The 24,416-nt window shown below is 64.8% G+C and carries 17 protein-coding genes; 7 read left to right on the plus strand and 10 right to left on the minus strand.

Annotation, left to right across the window (positions count from 1 at the left end; translation table 11 throughout):
* Positions 1 to 3: 3 nt before the first annotated feature.
* The 3 genes from ATK23_RS11130 to ATK23_RS11140 form a co-directional block, all read right to left on the minus strand.
* Positions 4 to 1,389: a hypothetical protein gene (locus ATK23_RS11130; protein ID WP_066141883.1), complete on the minus strand. Its 1,386-nt coding sequence runs from the start codon at positions 1,387 to 1,389 to the stop codon at positions 4 to 6.
* A gap of 18 nt (positions 1,390 to 1,407) precedes the next feature.
* Positions 1,408 to 1,731 (minus strand): hypothetical protein, encoded by a 324-nt coding sequence (locus tag ATK23_RS11135; protein WP_066141888.1) that lies wholly within the window; start codon positions 1,729 to 1,731, stop codon positions 1,408 to 1,410.
* 134 nt (positions 1,732 to 1,865) lie between these two features.
* On the minus strand, positions 1,866 to 2,153 hold the full coding sequence (locus ATK23_RS11140) for a WXG100 family type VII secretion target (protein WP_066141890.1): 288 nt from the start codon (positions 2,151 to 2,153) through the stop codon (positions 1,866 to 1,868).
* 145 nt (positions 2,154 to 2,298) lie between these two features.
* Here ATK23_RS11140 and ATK23_RS11145 point away from each other — a divergent pair, with 145 nt between their 5' ends.
* On the plus strand, positions 2,299 to 3,345 hold the full coding sequence (locus tag ATK23_RS11145; RefSeq protein ID WP_066141894.1) for an RDD family protein: 1,047 nt from the start codon (positions 2,299 to 2,301) through the stop codon (positions 3,343 to 3,345).
* The gene (locus ATK23_RS11150; protein ID WP_066141897.1) at positions 3,342 to 7,796 is read left to right on the plus strand and encodes a type VII secretion EssC family protein; all 4,455 of its coding nucleotides are present in this window, start codon (positions 3,342 to 3,344) and stop codon (positions 7,794 to 7,796) included. Before ATK23_RS11145 ends, ATK23_RS11150 begins: the two co-directional genes overlap by 4 nt.
* A gap of 69 nt (positions 7,797 to 7,865) precedes the next feature.
* Here the strand turns inward: ATK23_RS11150 and ATK23_RS11155 are convergent, their stop codons facing one another.
* The 4 genes from ATK23_RS11155 to ATK23_RS11170 form a co-directional block, all read right to left on the minus strand.
* Positions 7,866 to 8,594: a hypothetical protein gene (locus ATK23_RS11155; RefSeq protein ID WP_066142538.1), complete on the minus strand. Its 729-nt coding sequence runs from the start codon at positions 8,592 to 8,594 to the stop codon at positions 7,866 to 7,868.
* Positions 8,595 to 8,685: 91 nt separating this feature from the next.
* Positions 8,686 to 9,558 (minus strand): xanthine dehydrogenase accessory protein XdhC, encoded by an 873-nt coding sequence (gene xdhC, locus ATK23_RS11160; RefSeq protein WP_083515595.1) that lies wholly within the window; start codon positions 9,556 to 9,558, stop codon positions 8,686 to 8,688.
* Positions 9,559 to 9,560: 2 nt separating this feature from the next.
* Positions 9,561 to 11,894, minus strand: coding sequence for a xanthine dehydrogenase molybdopterin binding subunit (gene xdhB, locus ATK23_RS11165; protein ID WP_066141900.1), 2,334 nt, complete (start codon positions 11,892 to 11,894; stop codon positions 9,561 to 9,563).
* A complete protein-coding gene (locus ATK23_RS11170) occupies positions 11,891 to 13,393 on the minus strand; it encodes a xanthine dehydrogenase small subunit (RefSeq protein WP_066141903.1) in 1,503 nt (500 codons plus the stop codon). Before ATK23_RS11170 ends, xdhB begins: the two co-directional genes overlap by 4 nt.
* A 330-nt stretch (positions 13,394 to 13,723) precedes the next feature.
* On the opposite strand from ATK23_RS11170, the gene ATK23_RS11175 reads away from it, so the two are divergent.
* From ATK23_RS11175 to ATK23_RS11190, 4 genes are read left to right on the plus strand one after another with little or no spacing between them, the layout of a single operon-like run.
* A complete protein-coding gene (locus tag ATK23_RS11175; RefSeq protein WP_066141906.1) occupies positions 13,724 to 13,966 on the plus strand; it encodes a hypothetical protein in 243 nt (80 codons plus the stop codon).
* Between the two features lie 17 nt (positions 13,967 to 13,983).
* A complete protein-coding gene (locus tag ATK23_RS11180) occupies positions 13,984 to 15,360 on the plus strand; it encodes an MFS transporter (protein WP_066141909.1) in 1,377 nt (458 codons plus the stop codon).
* 1 nt (position 15,361) lies between these two features.
* A complete protein-coding gene (locus ATK23_RS11185) occupies positions 15,362 to 17,497 on the plus strand; it encodes a molybdopterin oxidoreductase family protein (protein ID WP_066141912.1) in 2,136 nt (711 codons plus the stop codon).
* Positions 17,494 to 18,984: an FAD-dependent oxidoreductase gene (locus tag ATK23_RS11190; protein WP_066141915.1), complete on the plus strand. Its 1,491-nt coding sequence runs from the start codon at positions 17,494 to 17,496 to the stop codon at positions 18,982 to 18,984. The genes ATK23_RS11185 and ATK23_RS11190 overlap by 4 nt, the downstream gene beginning before the upstream one ends.
* Positions 18,985 to 19,026: 42 nt before the next feature.
* Here the strand turns inward: ATK23_RS11190 and ATK23_RS11195 are convergent, their stop codons facing one another.
* Together ATK23_RS11195 and ATK23_RS16585 are read right to left on the minus strand one after the other, a co-directional pair.
* Positions 19,027 to 19,653, minus strand: a complete 627-nt coding sequence (locus ATK23_RS11195) for a dihydrofolate reductase family protein (RefSeq protein WP_245858376.1) — start codon at positions 19,651 to 19,653, stop codon at positions 19,027 to 19,029.
* A 323-nt stretch (positions 19,654 to 19,976) separates the two neighbouring features.
* Positions 19,977 to 20,564, minus strand: a complete 588-nt coding sequence (locus tag ATK23_RS16585) for a nitrite reductase (NAD(P)H) small subunit (RefSeq protein ID WP_245858378.1) — start codon at positions 20,562 to 20,564, stop codon at positions 19,977 to 19,979.
* A 148-nt stretch (positions 20,565 to 20,712) separates the two neighbouring features.
* On the opposite strand from ATK23_RS16585, the gene nirB reads away from it, so the two are divergent.
* A complete protein-coding gene (nirB, locus tag ATK23_RS11205; RefSeq protein ID WP_167550506.1) occupies positions 20,713 to 23,415 on the plus strand; it encodes a nitrite reductase large subunit NirB in 2,703 nt (900 codons plus the stop codon).
* Here the strand turns inward: nirB and ATK23_RS11210 are convergent.
* Positions 23,351 to 24,340 (minus strand): aldo/keto reductase, encoded by a 990-nt coding sequence (locus ATK23_RS11210; RefSeq protein ID WP_066141918.1) that lies wholly within the window; start codon positions 24,338 to 24,340, stop codon positions 23,351 to 23,353. The genes nirB and ATK23_RS11210 overlap by 65 nt on opposite strands.
* Positions 24,341 to 24,416 lie beyond the last annotated feature (76 nt).

Genomic DNA, 24,416 nt, shown 5'->3' on the forward strand with positions numbered 1-24,416 from the left:
AAGCTACTTCTCGCGCGTCAAGTCCCAGAGGCTAGGAGGCGCGGTCACTATGACGTTGCCCCGGTCTTCCCAGTTCCCGTGCTTCGCAATCTTTTCCGCCCAGGCCCTGGCCTGAGGACCCATGCCCTCAGGGTTCTTCAGTATGTACGCAGCCATCTCGCGATGCTTTGTTGCGCTTCCCTCCGAGATGTACTTCACGTATGTCTTCCAGTCGCCTTTGAACTCCTTGTTAAAGCCATCCAAATACTTTTTGGTCTTGCCGGAGACGCTCTGCTGGTACTTTTGCTCGATCTTGCGGTTGTTGCGCCGGATCTTGGCTTTGGTCTGGCGGTTTCCACGGATCGTAGTTTTCGGTGGGCGCTTGGTGCCCGACTTGATGGAAGACCTGACAATGCCGCGCCCCGTGCTGGAACGGGTTTTGCTGAAGGCCTTGATGATGTTCCGAGGTCCCGCTTTTGACCCTGCCTTGATCCCCGACGGGAATGCCTTGCTTAAGCCGGAGAAGGCTTTTCCAGCAAAACGGCCGAACGGGATAATTCCGACAACCGCTATCAGCAAGCTGGTCCAGTCGCCATCACCTTGGACCATCTTGATGACCTCGATTGCCACCACGGCAACGGCTGCGATCACCGCAATGGCTGATGCGATCGGTCCCCATACCGGCGAAGTGATGAATAAGGCCGCAATGCCCACGCCCAGGGCAATCCAACCTAGAACCGAACCCAGGGTGGAGAGGAACTTGTCATCGTTGTCCGCGGCTTTGAAGGCATCTTCGATTTCGCCGACTGCCTCATCGTAGGCGTCTTCCCAATAGGAAACGCGACCGTCGAATTTGCCCCACAGCTCACGCAGTTCTTCTTCGGCTTCTTCGCGCGCAGCGGTTGCTTCTGTCAGGTTGCTTTTGGCTTCCGCTTTTTCCTCGTCGGTCCCTTCGCTGAAGCCGAGGAATCCGTCGGCATCATCTACCGCGCCTTCGGCGGTGTCTTCTTGGCTTTTCTTGGTTTGCACGCTCTGGTGCGCATCCTCGATGTCCGTGATCAGCGCGTTCAAGGTCGTGTACGAATCCACTCCGCCTTCAGCGGTGCACATTTGGAACGCGCCTTGGACCCGGTCCAAAGCATACGAATATTTCTTCAGGGCCTGGCCCGTGCCGTCGTATCGGATGGCCGCCTTGCGCAACTCGGGGAATACTTCTCCAGCGTTCTCGCGTAGCTTGGCGATAGCTTCAGACTTCAGATCCGACGTCCCATTGCTGATGTCTTCCAGCCTGGCCGCAGAGCGTTCCATCTCCTCGCCCGAGGTGATCAAGTCCTTGGCGCTCCGGAGCAGGTCATCAGGATTTCCGTCTATGAGCTGCAGGGGTGTACCCTTCGGCGATTCCAAGGTCATATCGTCAACTCTCTCCGTTTACTTAGCTTCTTTGGGGGCATCGGAAGCGCGCGAATTCAAGAAGGCCTTCTTCGTTTCCAGATCCCACTCTTCAAATCCGTCCTTGATGTCTTTCAAGCCGGTATGCACTCCTTCAAGATTCTTGAGGAGGTCATCGCGGGTATCGTTCCAGTTGTCTTCGAAGTCCTTGACCCGGTCTTTCAGGTCGCCCTTGCCCATCGGGTCTCCCACCGAGCCGGCCATGCCCTTGGTGAAGTCAGACGCATTCTCGAAATCCTTAATGCTGTTGCCTAGCTCCGTCACGATTTCTTCCAGGCGCGCCAAATAGATCTCATCGGCCATAGTGCAAACGACTCCTCAGGTATCCAGCGACGACGCTGAAGGACAATTCGGTATTCAAGGATCAGGCGGTGCAAGAAAAATGTGGCCGCCCGCAATTTCCCAAGGCGGCCACATTACCCCGTAAGAAAATGGGCCTACTTGCCGGCCATGGAACGGTCGGTGTCCTGGATCTGCTCCATCATGTCGCGCAGCGCGATGGCCATGTCATTGATGCCGTCGAAAGCCTTCTTCAACCCATCGTTCAGATCCTTGTAGCCTTCGCCGAACTGACCCGAAGCGTGCTCGGTGGTGAAGTCTTCGCCCAGCAGCTTGTCCACGCCGGACTGCAGCTGCTCCAGTACGCCATCCAGGTCTTCACGCCCGGTGTCAAGCTTCGATGCCATGGCTTCCATCTCGCCATAATTGGCCTTGAAATCAGTCATAACAATGCTCCTCAACTTGTCGACTGGCCCTCTTGCCGGGCCACTTTAGTTCGTTCACAGTCTAGACTAATGTGGCAGATGGTCTCCGTTCAATGGGGAGAACTCCCCGTGGCAGGCCGGCATTGAATTGAAGTAGAAAGGTCCCATGGACGTCGTCGCAGCTGCAGCCCTCGCCAAATCCTCCACCCTCGGAATGCGGCCGGCCGGAGCACGCCTGCGCATCTGGTCGTACCTCATCGACTACGCCATCTCGCTGGCCGCATTGCTGCCCGCCGGCATCGGCTACGTGATTTTTCGGGTGACCGGGCAGTACTCCACCGTTCCGCTGGTCCTGTCTGCGGTCAGCGCCCTGCTGCTGCTGGTCTACCTGATTGTCTTGCTCACGATGAACAGCCGCAAAGGCTCTTCGCCCGGCAAGTCCGCGATGCGCCTGCGCGCCACCGGGCTGGGTCGCTTTGCCGCGCCGGGTTTCCCCCGCGCCATGGCCGCGTCTTTTGCCTTCCTGCTCAGCCATCTCCTCCCGTTCATCGGCCCGGCGCTGATGCTGCTCTCCTGCCTCTTCGACCGGGAACACCACCGCAGCTGGCTGGACAAGATCGCCCAGACCTACGTGGTCGATGTGCGCAATGGATTGGACCCCACCAACCCGCGGGCGCTGGCCCGTGCCGAATACCTGCTCTCCCGCCCGGACCGGGATATTTCCGAGCATCTGCCGTCGCTGGGCACGTCCGTCGAGGACGCCGACCCGGATGAGGCCGCCGTGCCCTCGCGTCGTCGGTCCACCGCGGGCATCATCGGGGCGCAGAACAGCGACTGGCATTCGCCAGCGGAACCGGGACCGGGAACCGTCCGCCGCGCAGCCTTCGCCTTTGACGACGGGTCCTATCTTCCTGTGCCCGAATCCGGGCTGATCGGGCGTGCGCCCCAGGCCACGGAAGAGTCCGGCAACGAGCTGCTGGTCGCGCTGAAGGACCCGGAAAGGCTGCTGTCCAAGACGCATTTGGCCTTCGGCTGCGACGGGGCGAATGCCTGGATCATGGATCTGGGTTCCAGCAACGGCACGCAGGTCACCGCCTCCTCCCGCGCCCCGCGCAATGCACCACCCAATGTCCGCCTGCATCTGAATGACGGGGATGTCGTCCAGGTGGGCAGCCGCACCTTCCGCATTACCTTCCAGGAGACCGCGAAGTGAAAATCAAGGCCACGCTCAGGCGCCCGGACACCAGCACCATCGATGTGGTCTTGACCTGCGATGCCACCGCCACCGTGGGAGACGCCGCCCGGGCGCTGGCCGGGGAGCAGGTTCCCGAGTATCCCACGCTGCTGGCTGCCGCTGCCGGCACCGCACCGGTGCAACTGGATCCGCACACCCCGCTGGCCGAGGCGGAACTGGGTTCGGGCTTCACCATCGAGGTCGTGCCGACGACCGATGCCTTCGTCTCGGGAGGTTCGGCGGCCGCGGTGCTGCGCGTGGCCAACGGCCCGGATGCGGGCATGGCCTACGCGCTGCCCGCCGGCACCTCCTATGTGGGGCGTTCGGAGAAGGCCACCGTGGTGCTCAATGACCGCATGGTCTCCACCCGGCATGCGCGCATCGAGGTGGGAAGCAAGATCGAGCTGGTGGACCTGAACTCCGCCAACGGCATCCTGGTCGATGGCGGGCTGGCCCAGCGCGTCTCGGTGATCCCGGGCCAGCTGATCACCCTGGGCGCCACGGATGTCTACTTCGAGCTGCTGCCCGGGACCGCGACCGGCCATACCCCGGTCTATGAGAAGGGCGGTTCGATCCTCTTCAACCGCTCGCCGCGGGTGGAGATCCGCTACCCGGGCGAGGAACTGCCGCGCCCGGCGATTCCTCAGGAAGCCAGCCCCAAGCTCTTCCCCTGGCCGATGATCTTCGCGCCGCTGATCATGGGACTGACGATTTTCTCGCTCACCCAGCGCGCGCTGTCGCTGATCGTGGTGCTGATCTCGCCGCTGATGATGCTGGGCAACCTGATCGGCCAGCGCACCCAGAACAACAACAAGCTGCGCCTGGAAATCGAGACCTTCGAACGGCAATTCGAAGCGCTGGAAGATGCCCTGCTGGCCGGGGAGGAAAGCGAACGCGCGCACCGGCGCAACGAGGCACCGGCCACCGCGACCGTCTTCGAGCAGGCCGAATCCCTGGGCCCGCTGCTGTGGACCCGGCGCCCGGAGCACTGGAACTTCCTCTCGCTGCGCCTGGGTTCGGGAACCGCGCGCAGCCGCACCACGGTCGCCGAGCTGGCCGATCGGACCGGGTTGCAGGAATACGTGGAACGGGTCGAGGAGCTCACCGCGCAATACCGGATGATCGAGGATGTGCCGATCATCGAGCTGCTGCCCTCGGCCGGCGCCATCGGCATTGCCGGGCCCCGGCTGCAGTCCGCCGATGCCCTGCGCGCGCTGGCGGTGCAGCTGTTCGGCCTGCATGCGCCCAACGACCTGTGCACCGCCGCGATCATCGACCCGGCCTGGACCGAAGACCTTGAATGGTTCAAGTGGCTGCCGCACACCACCGGTCCGCGCTCCCCGCTGGCCCAGGTGGCGCTGGCCGATACGCAGACCTCCGGCACGGTGCTGCTCAACGCCCTGGAAGAGCTCATCGCCCGGCGCAACGACCCGTCCTCCTACCGGCTGGGCCCGCTGGCCACCCGGCACACCTCCATGGAGCTGGGCAGGGAAGCCGGCGAGCAGGGAACCGGCGTGCCCACAGCCAAGGACCTTTCGCTGGTGCTGTTCGTGACCAATGATGCCCCGGTGGACCGCGCCCGGCTCTCGCAGATCATCGAGCGCGGGCCGGCCGTGGGCATCTACACGATCTTCGTGGCCCCCACCGTGCAGTCGCTGCCCGCGGCCTGCCGCACCTTCGTGGACGTCTCCCGGGGTCTGGATGATGCCCGCGTGGGCTGGGTGCGTGCCGGCGAGGAAGCCAGCAAGGTGTCGGTGGAGGGGGTCTCGCGCGAGCACGCCGAGCATTTCGCCCGCCGGCTGGCCCCGATCGTGGACTCCAGCTCGCTGGTCCCGGATTCCTCGGACATCCCGGATTCGGTGTCGCTGCTGCGCATCCTGGGCCCGGAACTGGCCGAATCCCCGGATGCGGTGCTGGAGCGCTGGAAGCAGAACAACTCGGTGATCGACCGCGCCGCCACCGGCGCCCGGCCACGGCTCAAGCGCGCCGGAACCCTGCGCGCCTACATCGGCCAGGGCACCCCGGATGCGATGAGCCTGGATCTGCGCACCCAGGGCCCGCACGCCCTGGTGGGCGGCACCACCGGCTCGGGCAAGTCCGAATTCCTGCAGGCCTGGGTGCTGGCAATGGCCGCCGAATACAGCCCCGACCGGGTGACCTTCCTGTTCGTGGACTACAAGGGCGGCTCGGCCTTCGCCGACTGCGTGGAGCTGCCGCACTGCGTCGGGCTGGTCACCGACCTCTCCCCGCATCTGGTTCGCCGCGCGCTGACCAGCCTGCGCGCCGAGCTGCACCACCGCGAGAAGCTCTTCCACCGCAAGAAGGCCAAGGACCTGCTGGAACTGGAAAAGCGCCAGGACCCGGAAACCCCGCCGGCCCTGGTGCTGGTGGTCGACGAGTTCGCCGCCCTGGCCGGAGAGGTTCCGGAATTCGTGGACGGCGTGGTGGACATCGCCCAGCGCGGCCGCTCCCTGGGCATCCACCTGATCTTGGCCACCCAGCGCCCTGCCGGGGTGATCAAGGACAATTTGCGCGCCAACACCAACCTGCGCGTGGCGTTGCGCATGGCCGATGCCGCGGACTCCAATGACGTGGTGGAGGACCCCATCGCCGCTGGCTTCGACCCGTCGCTGCCCGGGCGCGGCATCGCCAAGACCGGCCCGGGACGGCTGGTGCCCTTCCAGTCCGGCTATGCCGGCGGCTGGACCACCGACGAGCCCGAAGCCGCCGAAGTGCGCGTGGAGGACCTGCGCTTCGGCGGGGCGCGCGTCTGGGAGCAGCCCGAATCCGGCTCGCCGGACATCGAGGAGAACAGCGGCCCGAACGACCAGAAGCGCCTGGTCTCCAGCTTCATCGCCGCCTCGAACGGCGCCGGGATCCCGGCCCCGCGCCGGCCATGGCTCGATGACCTCTCGGCCACCGTGGATTTGCGCGAGCTCGCCCCGGATTCGGACAGCCGGATCCCGCTGGCGCTGGCCGACATCCCCGAGCACCAGGCCCAGGAAACCGCCTGGTTCGAACCCGACACCGACGGCCACCTGCTGGTCTACGGCACCTCCGGCGCGGGCAAGTCCGCGGCGCTTCGCAGCATCGCGATCGCTGCGGGAGCCAACCCGGCGGCCGGCACCGCGGCGGTGTACGCGCTGGACTTCGGGACCAGCTCGCTGCGTTCGCTTGAACCGCTGCCGCATCTGGGCGCGGTGATCGGAGGCGATGATGTGGAACGCATCCAGCGCGTCTTCCGCATCCTGGCCGAGCACCTCGATGAGCGTTCGGCCCGCTATGCGGCCGCGAACGCCGCCTCGCTGAGCGAGTACCGCCAGGTGACCGGCAACCTGTCCGAGCCGCGCATCTTCCTGCTGATCGACGGCTTCGGCCAGTTCCGCAACGACTGGGAGCTGGGCCACGGCCGCGGCGAGTTCTACCAGGTGTTCATGCGCATCGTCGGCGAGGGCCGCCCGCTGGGCATCCACGTCATCGCCACCGCCGACCGCTTCGGCGCGGTGCCCACCGCGCTCAGCGCGAACATCACCCAGCGCGTGGTGCTGCGCATGGCCGACGAGCAGGCCTACAACGTGCTGGGCGTGGCCAAGGACGTGCTCAATGAGCGCAGCGTGCCCGGCCGCGCCATCATCAAGGGCCACGAGGCGCAGATCGCGGTGCTCGGCGGCACCGCCAATGTGGCCGAGCAGACGGCGCTGACCACCAGCTGGGCCCAGGAGCTCGCGGCAACCGGTGCCCCGCAGGCGGCCGGGGTCGAAACCCTCCCCCAGGAATTCGCGGCGGCGGCGCTGCCCGACACGGTCAACGGGCTGCCGGCCATCGGCCTGTCCGATACCACCCTCGGCCCATGCGGTTTCGAGCCCATCGGCACCTTCGTCATCGCCGGGCCGCCGCAGAGCGGGAAGACCAACGCGATGCGCGCCATGGTCACCGCGCTGGAACGCGCCAACCCGGCCACCCAGTTCTTCCACCTCGGCGGCCGGCGCGCCGAGCTGCGCGGCTGGCGGCAGTGGAATGGCACCGCTTCGGGCCCGGCCGAGACCCGGCAGTTCGCCAAGGACATGCTGGATCTGGTCTCCGACGACTCCATGCCGGGCAAGATGGTGTTTGTCGTGGAGAACTTCACCGAGTTCGCCGATTCGGATGCGGAGCGTCCGATGAAGGAACTGCTCAAGGCCATCAACCGCTCGGATCATTTCCTGATTGCCGATGGGGATATCAACTCGTTCTCCTCCAGCTTCGGGCTGCTCGGCGAGCTGAAGTCCAACCGCCACGGCATCGCGCTCAAGCCCGACGCCTACGACGGGGACTCGCTGTTCAAGGTGCCGTTCCCGCGGGTCAAGCGCCACGAATTCCCCCCGGGCCGCGGTTTCATGGTGCAAAACGGACAACGCACCCTGGTGCACCTTCCGCTTGTGGAGCAGTAGGCCGTGGAGCAGTAGGCGCGAAAAAGCCGGCAGCAACGTGCAGTTGCTGCCGGCTTCGCTGTGCTGGGGCTAGAACTCGAAGTCGCCGAAGTCTCCGCCAGCGCCGCCGAGGAAGTCGCCGAACATGCCCTCGGCCTGGCCGCCGAGCTGTTCCCCGGCACCGGCCACGGTTTCGCCCAGGCCATCGGCCATGGAACCGAATTCTTCGCCAATGCCGGCAAAGCCGTCAAGCAGCGGCCCGGCAATGGCGGTGCCGATGAACGCGCCTGCCACGCCGCCGAGCAGGCCAACGCCCAGGCCGCCGGCCGCCCCGGCAGCCATGCCCAGACCGCGGCCCTTGCCGCCGGAGCCCAGGAGCTTGTCCATGAATCCGGGACGCGAGATTTCCGCTCGGGTTGCCGAGCGGGCCAGGTCCCGCGGATCCTGGGTCCTCGGGCGTTCTGCCGGCGGCAGCTGCTCGTTCAGCTCGTGGTGCAGCAGTTCTCGCTGCTGCGGGGTCAGCCGGGCGAAGGCTTCGGCATGAGCGCGTTCCATATCCTGCGGCGGGGCGGTGCGCAGCATGTAGCGGTACTTCTCGATCGCCGCCTGGTCTTCGCGCGAAGGGCCTGAAGCCTGCGGATTGCTGTAGCCGCGGTTGCCGTAGTCCTGGCGCTGCTGCTGGTAAGGCTGATGGTAGCCGGAAGTGTTCTGCTGGTAACCGCGCTGGTCGCTGCTGGAGCTGCGCTGGCTGAGCTGTTCCCGGACATACTGGCCAGCCATTTGCTTGCCCTTGCGCAGCAGCTTGTCGAACATGGACATGAAATCGGGCTCCTCGGCATTGCGGGCGCGGTGCACTGGGGCACCGCTCTCACATCATTAAACTCCCCAGCAGTGCTCCTTGTTCCCCGCATTAGACTATTCTCATCTTCGCTTCGCTCCGCGCAGGCTCTGGGTTCTGCGCGGGTTCTGCGTCGGGCACCGGCTGCTTCGCGGCATCCGTGATGCGCGCCAGCAGCTCGGCAGCCACGGACACGGCAATCACCGCCGGCTGCTTGCCGCGCACCTGCTCGATCCCGATGGGGCACTGGATCGCGGCGATCTGCCGATCGCTGAAGCCGCTGGCGCCCAGATTCTTCTGGAAACGCGCCCACTTGGCGCTGGACCCGATCAGCCCGATCGACCCCAAGCCCGGGTGGCGCAGGGCGGCATCGCACAGGTGGAAATCCTCGGCGTGATCATGGGTCATGATCAGCACGTGGGCACCGCCGGGCAGGGCGCTGAGCACCTGCTCCCCGAGCACCGCTACCGCCGGTTGGATCTGCGCCACGCTGGGTTCAAGCACGGGAAGTTCCTCCAGGAATTCCGGGCGCGAATCCACCAGATGCAATTCCAGGTCATGGCGGGAGAGGATGCGGGCCAATTCCATGCCCACATTGCCCACCCCGAAGATCGCCACCGTGGCAACAACCGGCAGCGGCTCCAGCAGCACCGTGACTTCGCCGCCGCAGCATTGGCGGCCGAACTTGGCTGGAGCCTTGTCGCTGAGCTTCATGCTGATGCTCTGCGGCTGGCCCGCGCCCACGGCGATCATCTGGCGGGCCCGTTCCATCACCGCCATCTCCAGGTTGCCCCCGCCAATGGTCCCGAAGATTTCCTGGCTGGAGATCACCATCTTTGCGCCCGGCTCGCGCGGGGCATGCCCGCGCACCGCGGTGACGGTTGCCAGCACGCCCGGCCGCCGCTCATTGCGCAACGCGGTGACCGCTTCAATCCACGAGAGCATGGCTACTGCCCCTCCCACACCGATTCGATCGCCCAGAACACCGCTTCCGGTGTTGCCGGGGACGCCAGCTGCACGGAGCGGCCGGCGGGCCCAAATGCGGCCACTGCCTGCCGGATCGCCTCGCGCACCGAGAAGGCGAGCATCAGCGGAGGCTCCCCCACAGCCTTGGAACCGTAGACCGCGCCTTCCTCATGCGCTTTCTGTAGCAGGCTGACGTTGAAGATCTCGGGCATCTCGGAGAAGCTCGGGATCTTGTACGTGCTCGCGGCCTGGGTGGCGACCCGTCCCCGGCCCGGCCCATCGGAGGTGTCCCAGCGCAGGTCCTCCAAGGTCAGCCAGCCGGTGCCCTGCACGAATCCGCCTTCGATCTGCCCCAGATCCACCAGCGGCGACAGGGAGTCCCCGACGTCATGGACGATATCCACGCGGCGCAGCACGTAGGAGCCGTCAAAGCGGCTGACTTCCACCTCGCTGGCCGCCACCCCGTAGGCGAAGTACGTGAACGGGCTGCCGGTCATCCGCGACAGGTCCCAATGCAGCCCCTCGGTGCGGTAGAAACCGGAAGCTGAGAGCTGGATCCGTTGGAAGTACGCGGTCTTGACCACGTCCGTCCATTCCAGGGTTTCGCCCTTGCCCAGCGCGGTGACCCGGCCGCCGCCGAAGCGGACGTCCTGGGCTGGAACCCCGAGCATGCCGGCGGCCACCTGCGCCAGCCGGTCCCGGATCTGCTCGCAGGCATCCTTGACCGCCCCGCCGTTCAGGTCGCTGCCCGAGCTGGCCGCGGTGGCCGAGGTGTTGGGCACCTTGTCGGTGCGCGTTGGCGCGTTGCGCACCATGGACAGCGGCACGCCCAGCGCGGTGGCGGCCACCTGCAGCATCTTGGTGTGCAGGCCCTGGCCCATCTCGGTACCGCCGTGGTTGACCAGTACCGAACCGTCCTTGTACACCAGAACGAGGGCCCCGCCCTGGTTGAAGGCGGTGAGGTTGAAGGAGATTCCGAATTTCACCGGGGTCAAGGCCAATCCCCTTTTGGCGTGCTCATGGGTGGCGTTGAACTGCGCAATTTGTTGTTCGCGTGCGGCGATGCCTGCCGAGTCGAGCACTTGGTTCCAGGCGGCTTCCAGCCGCTCGGGATGCCTCACCGGCTGGTAATACGGGGTGTCCTGCCCTTCTGTGTAGAAGTTGCGCCGGCGCAGTTCCCTGGCATCCAATCCCAGCTGCGGGGCCACCCGGCCGAGGATGTCTTCCATGACCAGCATTCCCTGCGGACCGCCGAAGCCGCGGAACGCTGTTTGCGAGGTCTTATGGCATTTGGCGATGCGTCCGGAAACCTTGATGTTCGGGATCCAATAGGAATTGTCGATATGGCACATGGCGCGGGTCAGCACCGGTTCGGACAGATCCAGGCTCCACCCGCCGTCAGCTGTCAGTTGGGCCTGCAGGGCGAGGATCCTGCCCTGCTCGTCGAAGCCTATTTTCCAGGTGGCATGGAAACCGTGGCGCTTGCCGGTCATGGTCATGTCCAGGGTGCGGTCCAGCCGCACCCGCACCGGACGTCCGGTGAGCACCGCACCCAGGGCCGCCAGCGCTGCATAGCCGTGGGGCTGCATTTCCTTGCCGCCGAATCCGCCACCCATGCGCAGCACCTGCACAGTCACCTCATGGGCGCTGATGCCCAGCACATGCGAGACAATGTCCTGGGTTTCGGTGGGATGCTGGGTGGAGCAATGGATCATGATCTGTCCGCTCTCATCCACCATGGCCAGCGAGTTCTGCGTTTCCAGGTAGAAGTGCTCCTGTCCGGAGAATTCGAATTCTCCGTCGAAGACATGGGCCGACTGCGCGAAGCCTGCCTCCGGGTCCCCCTTGGCGATCTCGGGCTGGATGCCGTGGAAGCTGCCGGCCGCGATGGCCTCCTTGATGGTGATCAGAGAATCCAGCTGCTCATAGTCGACGTTCACCGCCTTGGCTCCGGCCTTCGCCGCTTCCAGGTCTTCGCCCAAGACCCATGCTACGGGTTGTCCGAAGAACATCACCTCGTCCACCGGCAGCAGCGGCTCGTCATGCTTGGCGCCCTGGTCATTGACTCCGGGAATATCTGCCGCGGTAATCACCCGGACGACTCCGGGCATTTGAAGCGCCGCACTGGCATCCAGGCCCAGGATTTTCGCGTGGGCGGAGGTGGACTGCACCGGGTAGGCATGCAGCACCCCGGCCAGGCGCTGCGCTAGGTCATCGGTATACAGTGCGGTACCGGTGACGTGCGCGGCGGCGGATTCGTGGCGGTGGCGCTGGCCGACCACTGCGTTATCGGGGCGTTGGGATAGTTGGCTCATGAGTTCTGCTCCTGCCCTGCACCCGAGCGCGTCAGCTGCTCGGCGTAGAACCGTTCCAGCGAGGAGGCCAGCATCGCCTTGCGGTAGCTGGCGCTGGCCCGGTGGTCATCCATCGGGGTTCCTTCTTGGCCCATGATGCTTGCGGCGGCCCGGATGGTGTCCAGGTTCCATTCCTTTCCTTCCAGCATCTCTTCGGTAGCCTTGGCACGCAGCGGGGTTGCTGCCACGCCGCCCAACCCGATCCGCGCCTTGGAGATCACGCCGTCTTCCACCGTGACCGCGTGGCCGACGGCCACCGATGAGATGTCGTCGAAGCGACGCTTGGAGATCTTCTGGAAACTGGTCAGTTCGGCCAGCGGCAGCGGTATGCGGATCGCGGTGATCATCTCCCCCGGCTCCCGCACGGTCTGCCGATAGCCGGTGAAGTACTCGGCGAGCGCCACTACCCGGTTGCCCCTGATGCTGGAGAGCACCAGTTGCGCTTCCAGGGCCAGCAGCGCCGGCGGGGTGTCGCCAATGGGCGAGCCGGTGCCCAGGTTTCCGCCCAGGGTGGCGCTATTGCGGATCAACCGGGAGGCGAACTGCCCGAAGAGCTTTCCCAGCAGCGGGACCCGTCCGGCGAGGTTCCGTTCCAGCTCGCTGAGCGTGCAGCCTGCACCGAGTTCCAGGTACTGCTCATTGAACTGGATCTGGCGCAGCTCGGGCAGCCGGTCGATGGCCAGCACCGACCGGGCGCGGGCGCCCTTGATGTTGACTTCCACGCCCCAGTCGGTGGCCCCGGCCACCAGCACGGTCTGCGGTTCGGCGGCCAGGATCTGCAGTGCCTGGTCCAGGTCGGTGGCCCGGCGGAAGCGGCCGAGTTCCCCGGTAGGGGTGTCGGCGCGCAGGATGTCGGTGGCTACCGGGTGCGGGGCGCTGCGCTGTGTCCGGGCGGCCAGCGGGTCATCTTCCTCGGGCGCGCCCAGCGCATAAGCGGCGTCGCGGATCGGGCGGTATCCGGTGCAGCGGCAGAGATTGCCCGACAGTGCGTGCAGATCGAATCCATTGGGTCCGCACTCGTGCTCGCCGCCGTCCTCCGCGCTGACTGCGGGGCTGGCGGTGCGCTCGGGGCGGTAGTATTCGGCGGCCATGGAGCAGATGAATCCGGGGGTGCAATATCCGCACTGGGATCCTCCGCGATTGGCCATCTCTGCCTGCACCGGATGCAGGTCCGCGACGCTGCCCAGCCCCTCGGCGGTGATCACTTCCTGGCCGTCAAGGGACGCGGCCGGCAGCAGGCAGGCGTTGACCGCGGTCCACCTGCTGCCCTCCCCGTCGCTGCGGGCCACCAGGATGGAGCACGCGCCGCATTCGCCTTCGGCGCAGCCTTCCTTGCATCCGATCAGCTGCTGTCCGCGCAGGAAATCCAGCGCGTTGGCATGGGGCGGTCCGTCGAATTCCCGGACCGTCCCGTTGACGGTAACCAGGCACTTTGTCTCTTGCGTTGCCTCGGCGCTCATGCCGCTGACACCTCCTGCGCCCGGGTATCGCCGGACGCACCATGTATGAATTGGATGATGGTCGGGATCTGGCTCCCTGCCGGGGATTCAAGGCTCGGCAAGGTGCCGCCGCATGCTGCGGCGCGATCAGTCTCCGTGCGCGATCTGGCCCTCGGACCAGGCGAGGCATCCGCCCATGATTGCCCTCCAGAATTCGGATTTTCTACATGCATCCAACCCGTCGAAGTGAGCCAGCCCACCTCGATGGATCCTTACTATAGCCCGTATCGGCTCAGGCCAGTAGGGCTGTGATGGGCCCTCGGGCGAGGTATTCCAGGTAGCCCAGCGCCGATGCCGGTGGCAACTGAACTGGCCATCGGCTTCGTATTCGATGTGAGTAACGCCGGCATGGCGCTGGAGAACCGCTTGGAGTTGATCTCGCGGATCTGCTCGGGCCACAGCCGGGTTTCCAACACGTTACAGCCGCCTATCGACTCCCTGATCCCTCAGGTGAAATTAAGTTCCCCTCGGCGCAACAACATGAGCACCTCGGTGAAATACCGATTTGAAAAGCTCAGAAGCATCAAACGCTAGAGAAGGGATCGGGTAGCGTGAGCGCACAGCTAGAAGCATCTGGCACATCGCAGGCACTGGACATCCAGCCGGGACGCTGGGTCAGCAATTGGACCCCGGAGGATCCTGCCTTCTGGAAGCACACAGGATCAGCGGTAGCCAGCCAAAACCTCAAGTGGTCCATCTTCGCCGAGTTCCTCGGTTTCAGCGTATGGCAGCTTTTCGCCATCATCGTGGTCTATCTCCCGGCCGCCGGATTCAGCTACAGCACCACCGAACTGTTCTGGCTGATCTCCATCCCAAGCCTCGTAGGAGCGACCCTGCGCATCCCCTACACGTTCATGGTCGCCCGGTTCGGCGGACGCAATTGGACAGTGATTTCCGCATTGCTCCTGCTGATTCCTGCCGGCGGCATCACGCTCGCGCTGACCGATGCGTCCACGCCGTTCTGGGTCATGCTCAGCCTCGCAGCGCTGACGGGCTTCGGCGGCGGCAACTTTGCCTCCTCGATGGCAAATATCACCTACTTCTACCCGGCCGCCCGCAAGGGCTGGGCGCTGGGGCTGAACGCTGCCGGCGGCAACCTCGGCGCGGCCGTCGCCCAGCTGCTCGTGCCGGTCATTGTCACGGTGTTCGCCGCCGGAGCGCTGCAGCTCCCGCTGGCGGGGTTGCTCTGGATCCCGCTGATTCTGCTCTCCGCGTGGGGCGCCTGGAAGTACATGCACAATCTGTCATCGGCACGCTCGGATATCCGCGGCGCGGTGGCCTGCCTGAAGGAAAAGCACCTGTGGGTCATCTCGGCACTGTATGTGGGGACCTTCGGCTCCTTCATTGGATTCTCGGCAGTCTTCCCCAAGCTGATCGTTGACACCTTCCCCGAATACGCTGCCTTACCGCTGGGAACAGCCACCATCACCTTGGCCTTCCTCGGCCCGCTGGTCGCCTCGCTGGCTCGCCCATATGGCGGAAAGATCGCCGACAAGCTCGGCGGCGCACGCATCACCGTGGCCACCTTTGCGGCCATGGCCTTGATTACCGCCGCTCTGGTGATCAGCCTGCCCCGGGCGAACTTCTGGGTCTTCCTCGCCTTGTTCTTGCTGCTCTTCACCGCAAGCGGCATCGGCAATGGCTCGACCTATCGCATGATCCCGGCAGTCTTTGCCCTGAGCGGCCAGGGACAGCAGGCCGGACAAGTGGATTCTTCCCGCAAGGCTGCTGCCGCACTCGGATTGATCTCGGCCATCGGCGCCTACGGCGGCTTCCTGATTCCGCAAGCCTTGGGCCTGTCCGTTTCCACGACGGGAGCCTACACCACGGCATTCATCATCTTCATCGCCGCCTACCTGCTGCTCATGGCCACCGCATGGTTCACCTATGCGCGGCCCGGCACCCGCTTCGCGAAGCACGGAGTCTAGGATGACCGCCACCCATTGCCCCTACTGCGCACTGCAGTGCGGCATCACCCTCGAACGCAGCACGCAGGCCGAAGCCCCTGAGCCGGTGAGCTTGAAGGGCCGCGACTTCGAAACCAACGGCGGGGCGCTGTGCCGGAAAGGGTACAGCGCCGCGACGCTGCTGGATCATCCCGAACGCCTGCAAGCACCTATGCTCCGCCAAGCCGATGGCAGCCTTGCACCGATCGGCTGGGAGCAGGCATTAGATCTGGTGGCAGACAAGGTCCGGGCCATCCGGGAAGAATCCGGAGCCGATGCTCTGGCGGTTTTCGGTTCCGGGTCGCTGACCAACGAGAAGGCCTACCAGCTGGGCAAGTTCGCGCGGCTGGCCCTGGGCACCTCGCGCATCGACTATAACGGCCGGTTCTGCATGTCCTCGGCTGCCGCGGGCACCAACCGCGCCTTCGGCTTGGACCGCGGTTTGCCGTTCCCGCTGGCGGATCTGGATGAAGCCGGGATGATCCTGATGCTCGGTTCCAACGTGGCCGACACTATGCCGCCTTTTGTCCGGCATCTGGCCGGGGCGCGCGAGAATGGCGGGCTTGTGGTGGTTGATCCGCGTCGTTCGGCAACGGCCAAGCTCTGCGCAGATAACGCCGGCTGGCACCTGCAGCCCACCCCGGCCACCGACCTGCCGCTGTTGCTGGGCTTAGCCCACGTGCTGGTGGCGGAGTCCCTGGTCGACACCGGTTATCTGGCCGCCCGCACCAATGGTTTCGACGCGGTGAAAGCCTCGTTGGCCGGCTGGTGGCCGGAACGCACCGCCCGGGTCACTGGTGTTCCGGCCGAGCAGATCCGGCGCACCGCCCGGGCCCTGGCGCAGGCGTCCAGCGAAGCGAAGACCGGCGGCAAGCCGGTCTACATCCTCACCGGCCGGGGCATTGAACAGCATGCCAACGGCACCGACACGGTCACCGCCGCAATCAACCTCGCACTGCTGCTCGGCCTGCCCGGAACTATGGCCGGCGGCTACGGCACCATCACCGGACAGGGCAATGGGCAGGGCGGCCGCGAGCACGGGCAGAAGTGCGACCAGCTTCCCGGCTACCGCAAGATCACCGACCTGGAACATCGCGCGCAGGTGGCCCGCGTCTGGGGCGTTGACCCGGAAATCATCCCGGGTCTCGGGCTTCCCGCCGTCGAGCTGCTCGAAGCGCTGGGCACCCCAACCGGTCCGCGCATGATGATGATCCACGGGGCCAACCCGGTGATCTCCGCACCCGATGCCTCGAACGTGAGCAGGTCACTGGCCAGCCTGGATTTCCTGGTGGTCTGCGACTTCTTCCTATCGGAAACCGCGGCGCAGGCGGACCTGGTGCTGCCGGTGCTGCAATGGGCCGAAGAGGAAGGCAGCATGACCAACTTGGAGGGCCGGATCCTGCGCCGCCGCGCCGCCTTGGAGGCACCGAGAAATGCGCGCAGCGAACTGTGGATCCTCTCCCAGCTTGCCCAGCGGCTGGACGCTCCCGGCCGCTTCTCCCCCGATCCGCGGGAAGTCTTCGAAGAGCTCAAACGGGCTTCGGCCGGCGGCTTGGCTGACTACTCGGGGGTGCATTGGGATGATCTCGATGCCGGTGCCGCCGTCTATTGGCCCTGTCCTGCAGGTACCGAGGTGACGGCCGAACCCGGCATCCGCAACGGCACCCCGCGCTTGTTCCTTGACGGCTTTGCCCACGCAGATCGGCGTGCGGTGCTGGTTCCGGTGGCGTTCCAGCCGGCACCGAAGAAGAACAGCTCTGCCGTCTCCTTGGTGACCGGCCGGCTGCTGGAGCACTACCAGTCCGGAGCGCAGACCCGCCGTGTTCCCGAGCTGGCCAACGCCGCACCAGAACCAATGCTTGAAATCCATCCGGCAACCGCCTTGGCGCACCGGATTGTCCAGGGACAGAAGGTCGTGATCAGCAATGAACGCGGTGAGGTGACCGCCCGAGCGCTGCTGACCGCTGATGCCCGGCTGGACACGGTCTTCCTGCCCTTCCACTACCCGGGGGCGGGGACCGCGAACCTGCTGACCGAGGCGAAACTCGACCCGCACAGCAGGATGCCTGAATTCAAGCACGCCCATGTTTCGCTGAACACTGTGGAAGAGGAACAATGACCGAGCATCGCCCGCAACGCATCGTCATCATCGGCTTCGGCCCCGTCGCCGCATCCCTCGTCGAGGGGCTGCTACCCGCGGCGGCTTCCGGCCAGTGCGCCATCACCGTCATCAGCGCCGAAGATCATCTGGCCTACAACCGCGTGCTGCTCGCTGAGCTAGCCGTGGGAGCCGCCGAGCTCGAGCATCTGGGCATGGTGGATCCGCAACGGGTGGCAGATGCCGGAGTCGAGGTGCGCTTGGGTGTGCGGGCTACCGGCATCGACCGTTCGCGGCGCCGGGTCCACCTGCAGGACGCTGGCCATATTTCCTATGACCGTCTGGTCTTCGCAACCGGTGCCCGGGCTGTAGTCCCGACGCTCAACGGCCTGAACTTCGATCCGCATGCGGAAACTTCCCTGCCTGCCGGGGTCTTTGCCCTCCGCACCGTGGATGATGCTCATCAGCTGCGGGAATCGCTCGGTGCCGGCCGGCGCATTGCAGTTCTGGGCGGCGGCGTGTTGGGCATCGAAGCCGCCTTGGCCATTGCCACTACGGGGGCGCAACCGGTGCTGGTGCACCATGGTCCTGCACCTTTGGGACGGGTTGTGGATGCCGACGGCGGAGCGCTGCTGACTAAGAATCTGCGCGCCGCCGGTGTCGAGGTGATCTCCGGAGTGAAGGCCACTGGCATTCAAAAGGATGAGCAAGAATTCGCCGGGCTGATGACCTCCACCCACGGACTGGTCCAAGCTGACGCCCTGCTCATTTCCACCGGTGTTCGGGCGAGAACCGAGCTGGCCACCGGCTGCGGTTTGACCGTAGGCCGTGGCATCAAGACCGACGAATTCCTCTGCGCCGACACCGAGCAACGAATTTTTGCCTTGGGTGACTGCGCCGAAGTAGCCGGGCAGCCGCCGGTTGGCTTGCTGGCCCCGGGATGGGCCCAGGCCGCATGGCTGTCCCAGTACTTTTCGCAGCTGTTTGGTTCGGGACCTGCCGAACCGCTTCCTGCCCCGGACTTCTCCGCGTCCGATGTGCTGATGCTCAAGGGCCAAGGCATCGAGGTAACCGCGGCCGGCGATATCAGCGCCGGGTATTGGGACGACTCAGACCTGCAGGCAACCGTTTACGCGGATCCTGCGCGCGGACGCTATCTCAAAATCGTCACCCGCAAGGATGCCGTCACCGGGTTCCTGGCCATGGGCTTGCCACAAGCCAGCGCCGAACTTGCGCTGGCTTATGAGCGCGGTACCGCGCTTCCTGAAGATCGTTCGACCCTACTGCGGCTGGATGATCCGGCAACTGAACAAATCTCTGCGATCCCCAGCGATGAAGACCAGCTCTGCCGTTGCTCGGGTGCCACCTACGGCCAGGTGTCCCATGCGGTGGACGCCGGATGCACCACCGTCGCGCAGGTGGGTGAAAGCTGCCGCGCGGGTACCGGATGCGGAGGGTGCAAAGCGAAAATCGAGGAACTGCTGGCCAACGCTCCCGCCGTGGCATAACGACCCTGAGGGCTGTCGGCTCCTGGTACGTTGCAGAGCTGATCAGCGAAGCGCCCGGTACGCCAGATGCACTTCGCTAGCGAAAGCCGAAGTCTGAATGCGTTCCAGCTCGATATGCTGCCCCAAACCTTCGAACAGGGATATGCCACCGCCAAGCAATACCGGGGCGATATCCAGGTGCAGCTCGTCGACCAATCCCAGGGCAAGGCACTGCCGCGATATTTTCCCGTCCAATAAGCTGAAAAAACCGTCTTTGGCATCCTGCTTGGCTGGTTCCACTGCGCCTGCAATGTCATCAACAACGAAGGTGTAGGTGATGCCGTCACGTACCACCGGCTCAGTGGCTGTATGAGTCATCAGGTATACCGGGACCTGAAGTATCCCTCCATAAGGGATTTCGCCCTCCTCGATCGTTGGCCTCCGATTCACACCGTCGACAATGGCTCCGATCGTCTCCATGACCAAGGCAACGACCCCATCATCTTCGGGGGCGGAGGGACGGCCAAACATCCGGTCCACCCCGCCATCAGCATCAGCGAGATACCCATCGAAGGTGATGGTCGCGTGGATAATCACAGTTGCTATTGCTTCGATCCTTTTCACCAGGGAAAGGCTGTCATCGATAAACGGCCGGGAATCCAGCGAGCCGACCGCGTTGCTACGTGCCACCTAGGGCAGCCGCTGGTGCGCTGGCTAGACCCCCGTTGCGGAGCATCGCTCAGCTGTGGCTGCCTACGTCCGTGGCCCCACCCTGCTGGCATCTTTGCTCCTAACCGGATGCTGCACGCTGCCAAATGACGCAGGGACGAAAGCCTCTGGCTTTCGTCCCTGCGATTAGTTGATGATGCGGGTTGTCTTGGTCTTCCGCCCCGTTGCTGGACAGTACGCTGGCTGGAGCTAATTGGTTGCAAGCGATTCCGTCTCGTCGAGGATTTCGAACCAGCCTTGCCAGGCCGAATGTTCCACGTTCAGGCTGCACTCAGATTTGATGCTCATTTGATCTGCTCCATCCATAGCTGTCCTTCGATTTCCATGAGCCGCTGCACCGGCAGCGGCAGCGAATCGGCGTTCAGGCATTCCCCGGTATCCAGTCGGTACACTTCCTTGTGCAGCGGGCAGGCTACCGTGGCCACTGAAGCACCATCGACGACTGTGTCACCCAGAATTCCACGGGCCATGACCTTCGCGCCGCTGGTCGGGCAATGATGCGAGGTGGCGTAGAAGGCGTCTTCTTCGGTGCGGAACAGGGCCAGCTGCGTGGTCTCGTGCCAGAGCGCTTCTCCCCACCCGCGCTCCAGCTCTGCGCTGCGGCACAGCAGCTCCAAGCTCAACGTAGCTTCACTTGTGCCTTCTTCGATTTGCGTGCTCATGATTCCCAGTCCTTCGTGGTTGGTTTTCGCTGACAAATCGAGCTTAGAAGCCGCATGTTTCGCCCGATGCCCAACGCGATTGCTGGTCGGTAAAGCATCGCTAACAGCAATTTCGATCGACGTGAATCGAAAATCCTGCCGGAATTCCGCCGGATTTTGATGTTGCCTTCCCTTGGAGAAAACGAATTCCTTGCCGAATGATTCGTTCATGTTTCAGCGCCTTCACTAGGGAACTGACTCGTGGTGGAGAGAATTGCGCCGGCCGAAACACAAGGGTAATTGCCGCGCAAAACGCGCTTTCTACAGTGGTCTCATCAGCCTGAAACTCACCGTTTCCCAGCGAAAGTCGAAATAGATCATGGGTACAACACACACTGCACGCAACATCCTGGTCATCGGCGGCGGCCCCGCGGCCCACCGCTTCACCGAAGCCTTGGCCAGCCGCGCACCGCAAGATCTGCACATCACGGTACTGACCGAGGAAACCCACCTACCCTATGACCGTGTGGCCCTCTCCCAAGCGTTGACCAACCCCGGGGTGGATCTCACCCTCGGCGATCCGAAGCTCTGGGAAGCTGAGCATGTCACCTTGGAAACCAAGGCCAAGGCCGTGGCTATCGACAGCACACAGCGCACGGTCGCCACCGCCGATGGACGCAGCTTCGCATATGACGAGTTGGTGCTCGCCACCGGATCCAACGCTGCCACCTTGCCCATCGCCGGCAACGAGCACACGTTCGTCTATCGCACGCTGGAAGATGTCTGGTCCATCGCCGAGAAGGTCAAAGAGCTTTCAACCACGCTCGGCCGCGCCCCGGTGGTGGCCACCATCGGCGGCGGGCTGCTTGGATTGGAAGCCGCCGCAGGTGCCCAGGCGCTGGGCGCCGAAGCTGTCGTCATTGACGGCGGCAAGTGGCTGATGGGCACCCAGCTGGATGAAGGTGCTGGCCAAGCCATGGGCCGGCTCATTGAGCAGACCGGTTTCACCGTCCACAACGGGGTCTTCCCGCAGGAGATCCTGACCAGCCAGGACTCCGGCAGCCGAGTAGTTACCGGGGTGCTGATGGCAGATGAACGCGTGATCGAGGCCGACATGGTCATCGTGTCGATCGGCGTGCGTCCCCGCGACGAGCTGATCCGCAACCACAACGCGGCCCTGGACGAGTCCAGCAGCCAGGCACCCCGTTTCGGCATGGGTCCGCGCGGCGGCGTGGTCATCAATTCGCATTGCGCCACGGATATCGAGCACATCTGGGCCATCGGCGAGGTCGCGAACTATGACGGGTTCTGCATAGGCCTGGTCGCGCCGGCCAACGCCATGGCGGAAATCGTGGCAGAGCAGTTGGCCGGCGGCGAGGCCGAATTCGCGGGCTTCGATACGGCCACCAAGCTCAAGCTCTCCGGGGTGGACGTTGCCAGCTTCGGCGACGGCTTCGCCCGTACCGAGGGGGCGCTGGAAGTGGTCTACGCGGATGCCCCGCGCGGCCTGTACCAGAAGCTCGTGGTGTCCTCCGACGCCAAGACCCTGCTCGGTGGCATCTTCGTGGGAGATGCCACCCCGTACCAGTCCTTGCGTCCGCTGCTCGGCCGGGAGTTGCCCGGCGAGCCAGGCGCTTACCTCAGCGCACTGGGCGGCGAGGCGCCGGAGGGCGAACTGCCCGATGATGCGGTGCTGTGCTCCTGCAATTCGGTCACTGCTGGAACCATCCGCGATGCAGTTTCCGGTTGCGGCTGCTTCGAGGGCGAGGCTCCGGTGACCACTGTTTCCGGGTTGAAGGGGTGCACCCGTGCCGGCACCCAGTGCGGGTCCTGCGTTCCCATGCTCAAGAAGCTCATGGAAGCGCAGATGCTCAAGGACGGCGCTGAAGTATCCACCGCCCTGTGCGAGCATATTTCCTTCTCCCGCCCGGAACTCTACGAAGCCATCCGTGTGGCCGGGCTGTGGACCTTCGGCGAGGTGATGGAGCGTTTCGGCACCGGCAAGGGTTGCGATATCTGCAAGCCGGTCATCGCCAACATCCTCTCCTCGCAGACCAGCGTGCACCCGATGGATGCAGGACTAGCCGGGGCCCAGGACACCAACGACCGCGTGCTGGCCAATATGCAGAAGGACGGCACCTACTCGGTGGTTCCGCGCATCCCGGGCGGGGAGATCACCCCGGAAAAGCTGGGCGTGATTGCCGCGGTGGCGCAGAAATACGGTTTGTACACGAAGCTCACCGGCGGCCTGCGCATCGACATGTTCGGTGCCCGGCTGGAGCAGCTGCCCGAGATCTGGCGTGAGCTGGTGGACGCCGGCTTCGAATCGGGTCAGGCTTACGGCAAGTCGCTGCGCAATGTGAAGACCTGCGTCGGTTCATCCTGGTGCCGTTACGGCATGCTCGACTCCACCGCGCTGGGCATCGAGATGGAGCTGCGCTACCGCGGCCTGCGCGCACCGCACAAGCTGAAGATGGGCGTATCCGGTTGCGCCCGCGAGTGCGCCGAGGCCCGCGCCAAGGATATCGGCGTGATTGCCACCACCGATGGCTGGAACCTGTATGTGGGCGGCAATGGCGGCGCCAACCCGGCGCACGCCCAGCTGCTCGCCGGAGGCCTGGATGAGCAAACGCTGTTCAAGTACATCGACCGCTACCTGATGTACTACATCCGCACCGCGGACAAGCTGCAGCGCACCGCGCATTGGCTCCAGGACCTGGACGGCGGGCTGGAGCGCGCCAAGCAGGTGGTGATCGAGGATTCGCTGGGCCTGGCCGAAGAGCTGGAAGCGGCCATGGAAACCCACGTGGCCAATTACGAGGATGAGTGGGCTGCCACCTTGGCCGACCCGGTCAAGCTCAAGCGCTTCCGTTCCTTCGTGAACACCGCCGCACCGGATACCGAGCTGGAATACGTTTCCGAGCGGGGGCAGCAGCGCCCCGCCGAGCCGGTGGCACTAGGCACCAGCATCCCGGTCGGGGCGCCGCGAAACTGGGAGCTGTCTCCCACCCGCGCTGCTACCAGCGCGGGTGGATCTGCTCGCGCAGCTTGGCGTCGTAGAGAGCGCGGACCGAGGCGTTGAAACCCTCGGAGATCTGCAGCGAACCGGCCGCCGCGTTGGCGCGGGCCTGCTGCGCGTTGCGGGCGCCGGGGATGATGGTGCTCACCCCGTCCTGGGCTGCCAGCCAGGCCAAAGCCACCTGCGCGCTGCTTGCCTCGGGCGCCTCGGCGGCCGCCAACTTCGCGAACTCGCTAGCGGCTTCGAGCCCGGTGGCGTAGTCCACGCCGGAGAAGGTCTCGCCGACGTCGAAGGAGGAGCCGTCGCGGTTGAAGTTGCGGTGGTCATCCTTGGCGAACTCGGTCTGCAGCGTGTAGCGGTTGGTCAGCAGTCCGCTGGCCAGCGGCACGCGGGCGATGATGCCCACCCCTGCCTCGCGCGCTGCCGGCAGCACGGTGTCCAGCGGCTTGTGCCGGAAAGCGTTGATGATGATCTGCACGGTAGCGACGTTCGGACGGGCAATCGCCGTCAGCGCCTCGTCCACGGTTTCCACCGAAACGCCGTAGTTGGCCATGCGCCCCTCGTCCACCATGGTGTCCAGAGCATCATAGATCGCATCGGTTGAGTACACCGGGGTCGGCGGGCAGTGCAGCTGGACCAGATCCAGGGTGTCCACGCCCAAGTTCTTGCGGGAACGGTCGTTCCATGCGCGGAAGGCGTCCAGGTTGTAGTTCTCAGGCAGCTGCTCCACACGGCGGCCCATCTTGGTGGCTACGGTGACGCCCGCATCCGGATTGGCCTTCAGCCAGGTGCCGATCAGCTGCTCGCTGCGGCCATCACCGTAGACATCGGCGGTGTCGAAGAAGTCCACCCCGGCTTCGTAGGCGGCATCGAGCACGGCCAGCGCGTCGGCTTCATCCACCGAGCCCCAGTCGGCACCAAGCTGCCAAGTGCCCAGGCCAATGGCCGATACGTTGCGGTGGGTACGTCCAAGTTCTCGTTGTTGCATGTCTACGATTCTAGTTCCCGCAACCTGTTTTCCTGGGGATGGCAAAATCTCCTTCGCCGCGTTGCCGTGTCCAAAA

Source organism: Glutamicibacter nicotianae, assembly GCF_002797775.1.
Classification (GTDB): domain Bacteria; phylum Actinomycetota; class Actinomycetes; order Actinomycetales; family Micrococcaceae; genus Glutamicibacter; species Glutamicibacter nicotianae.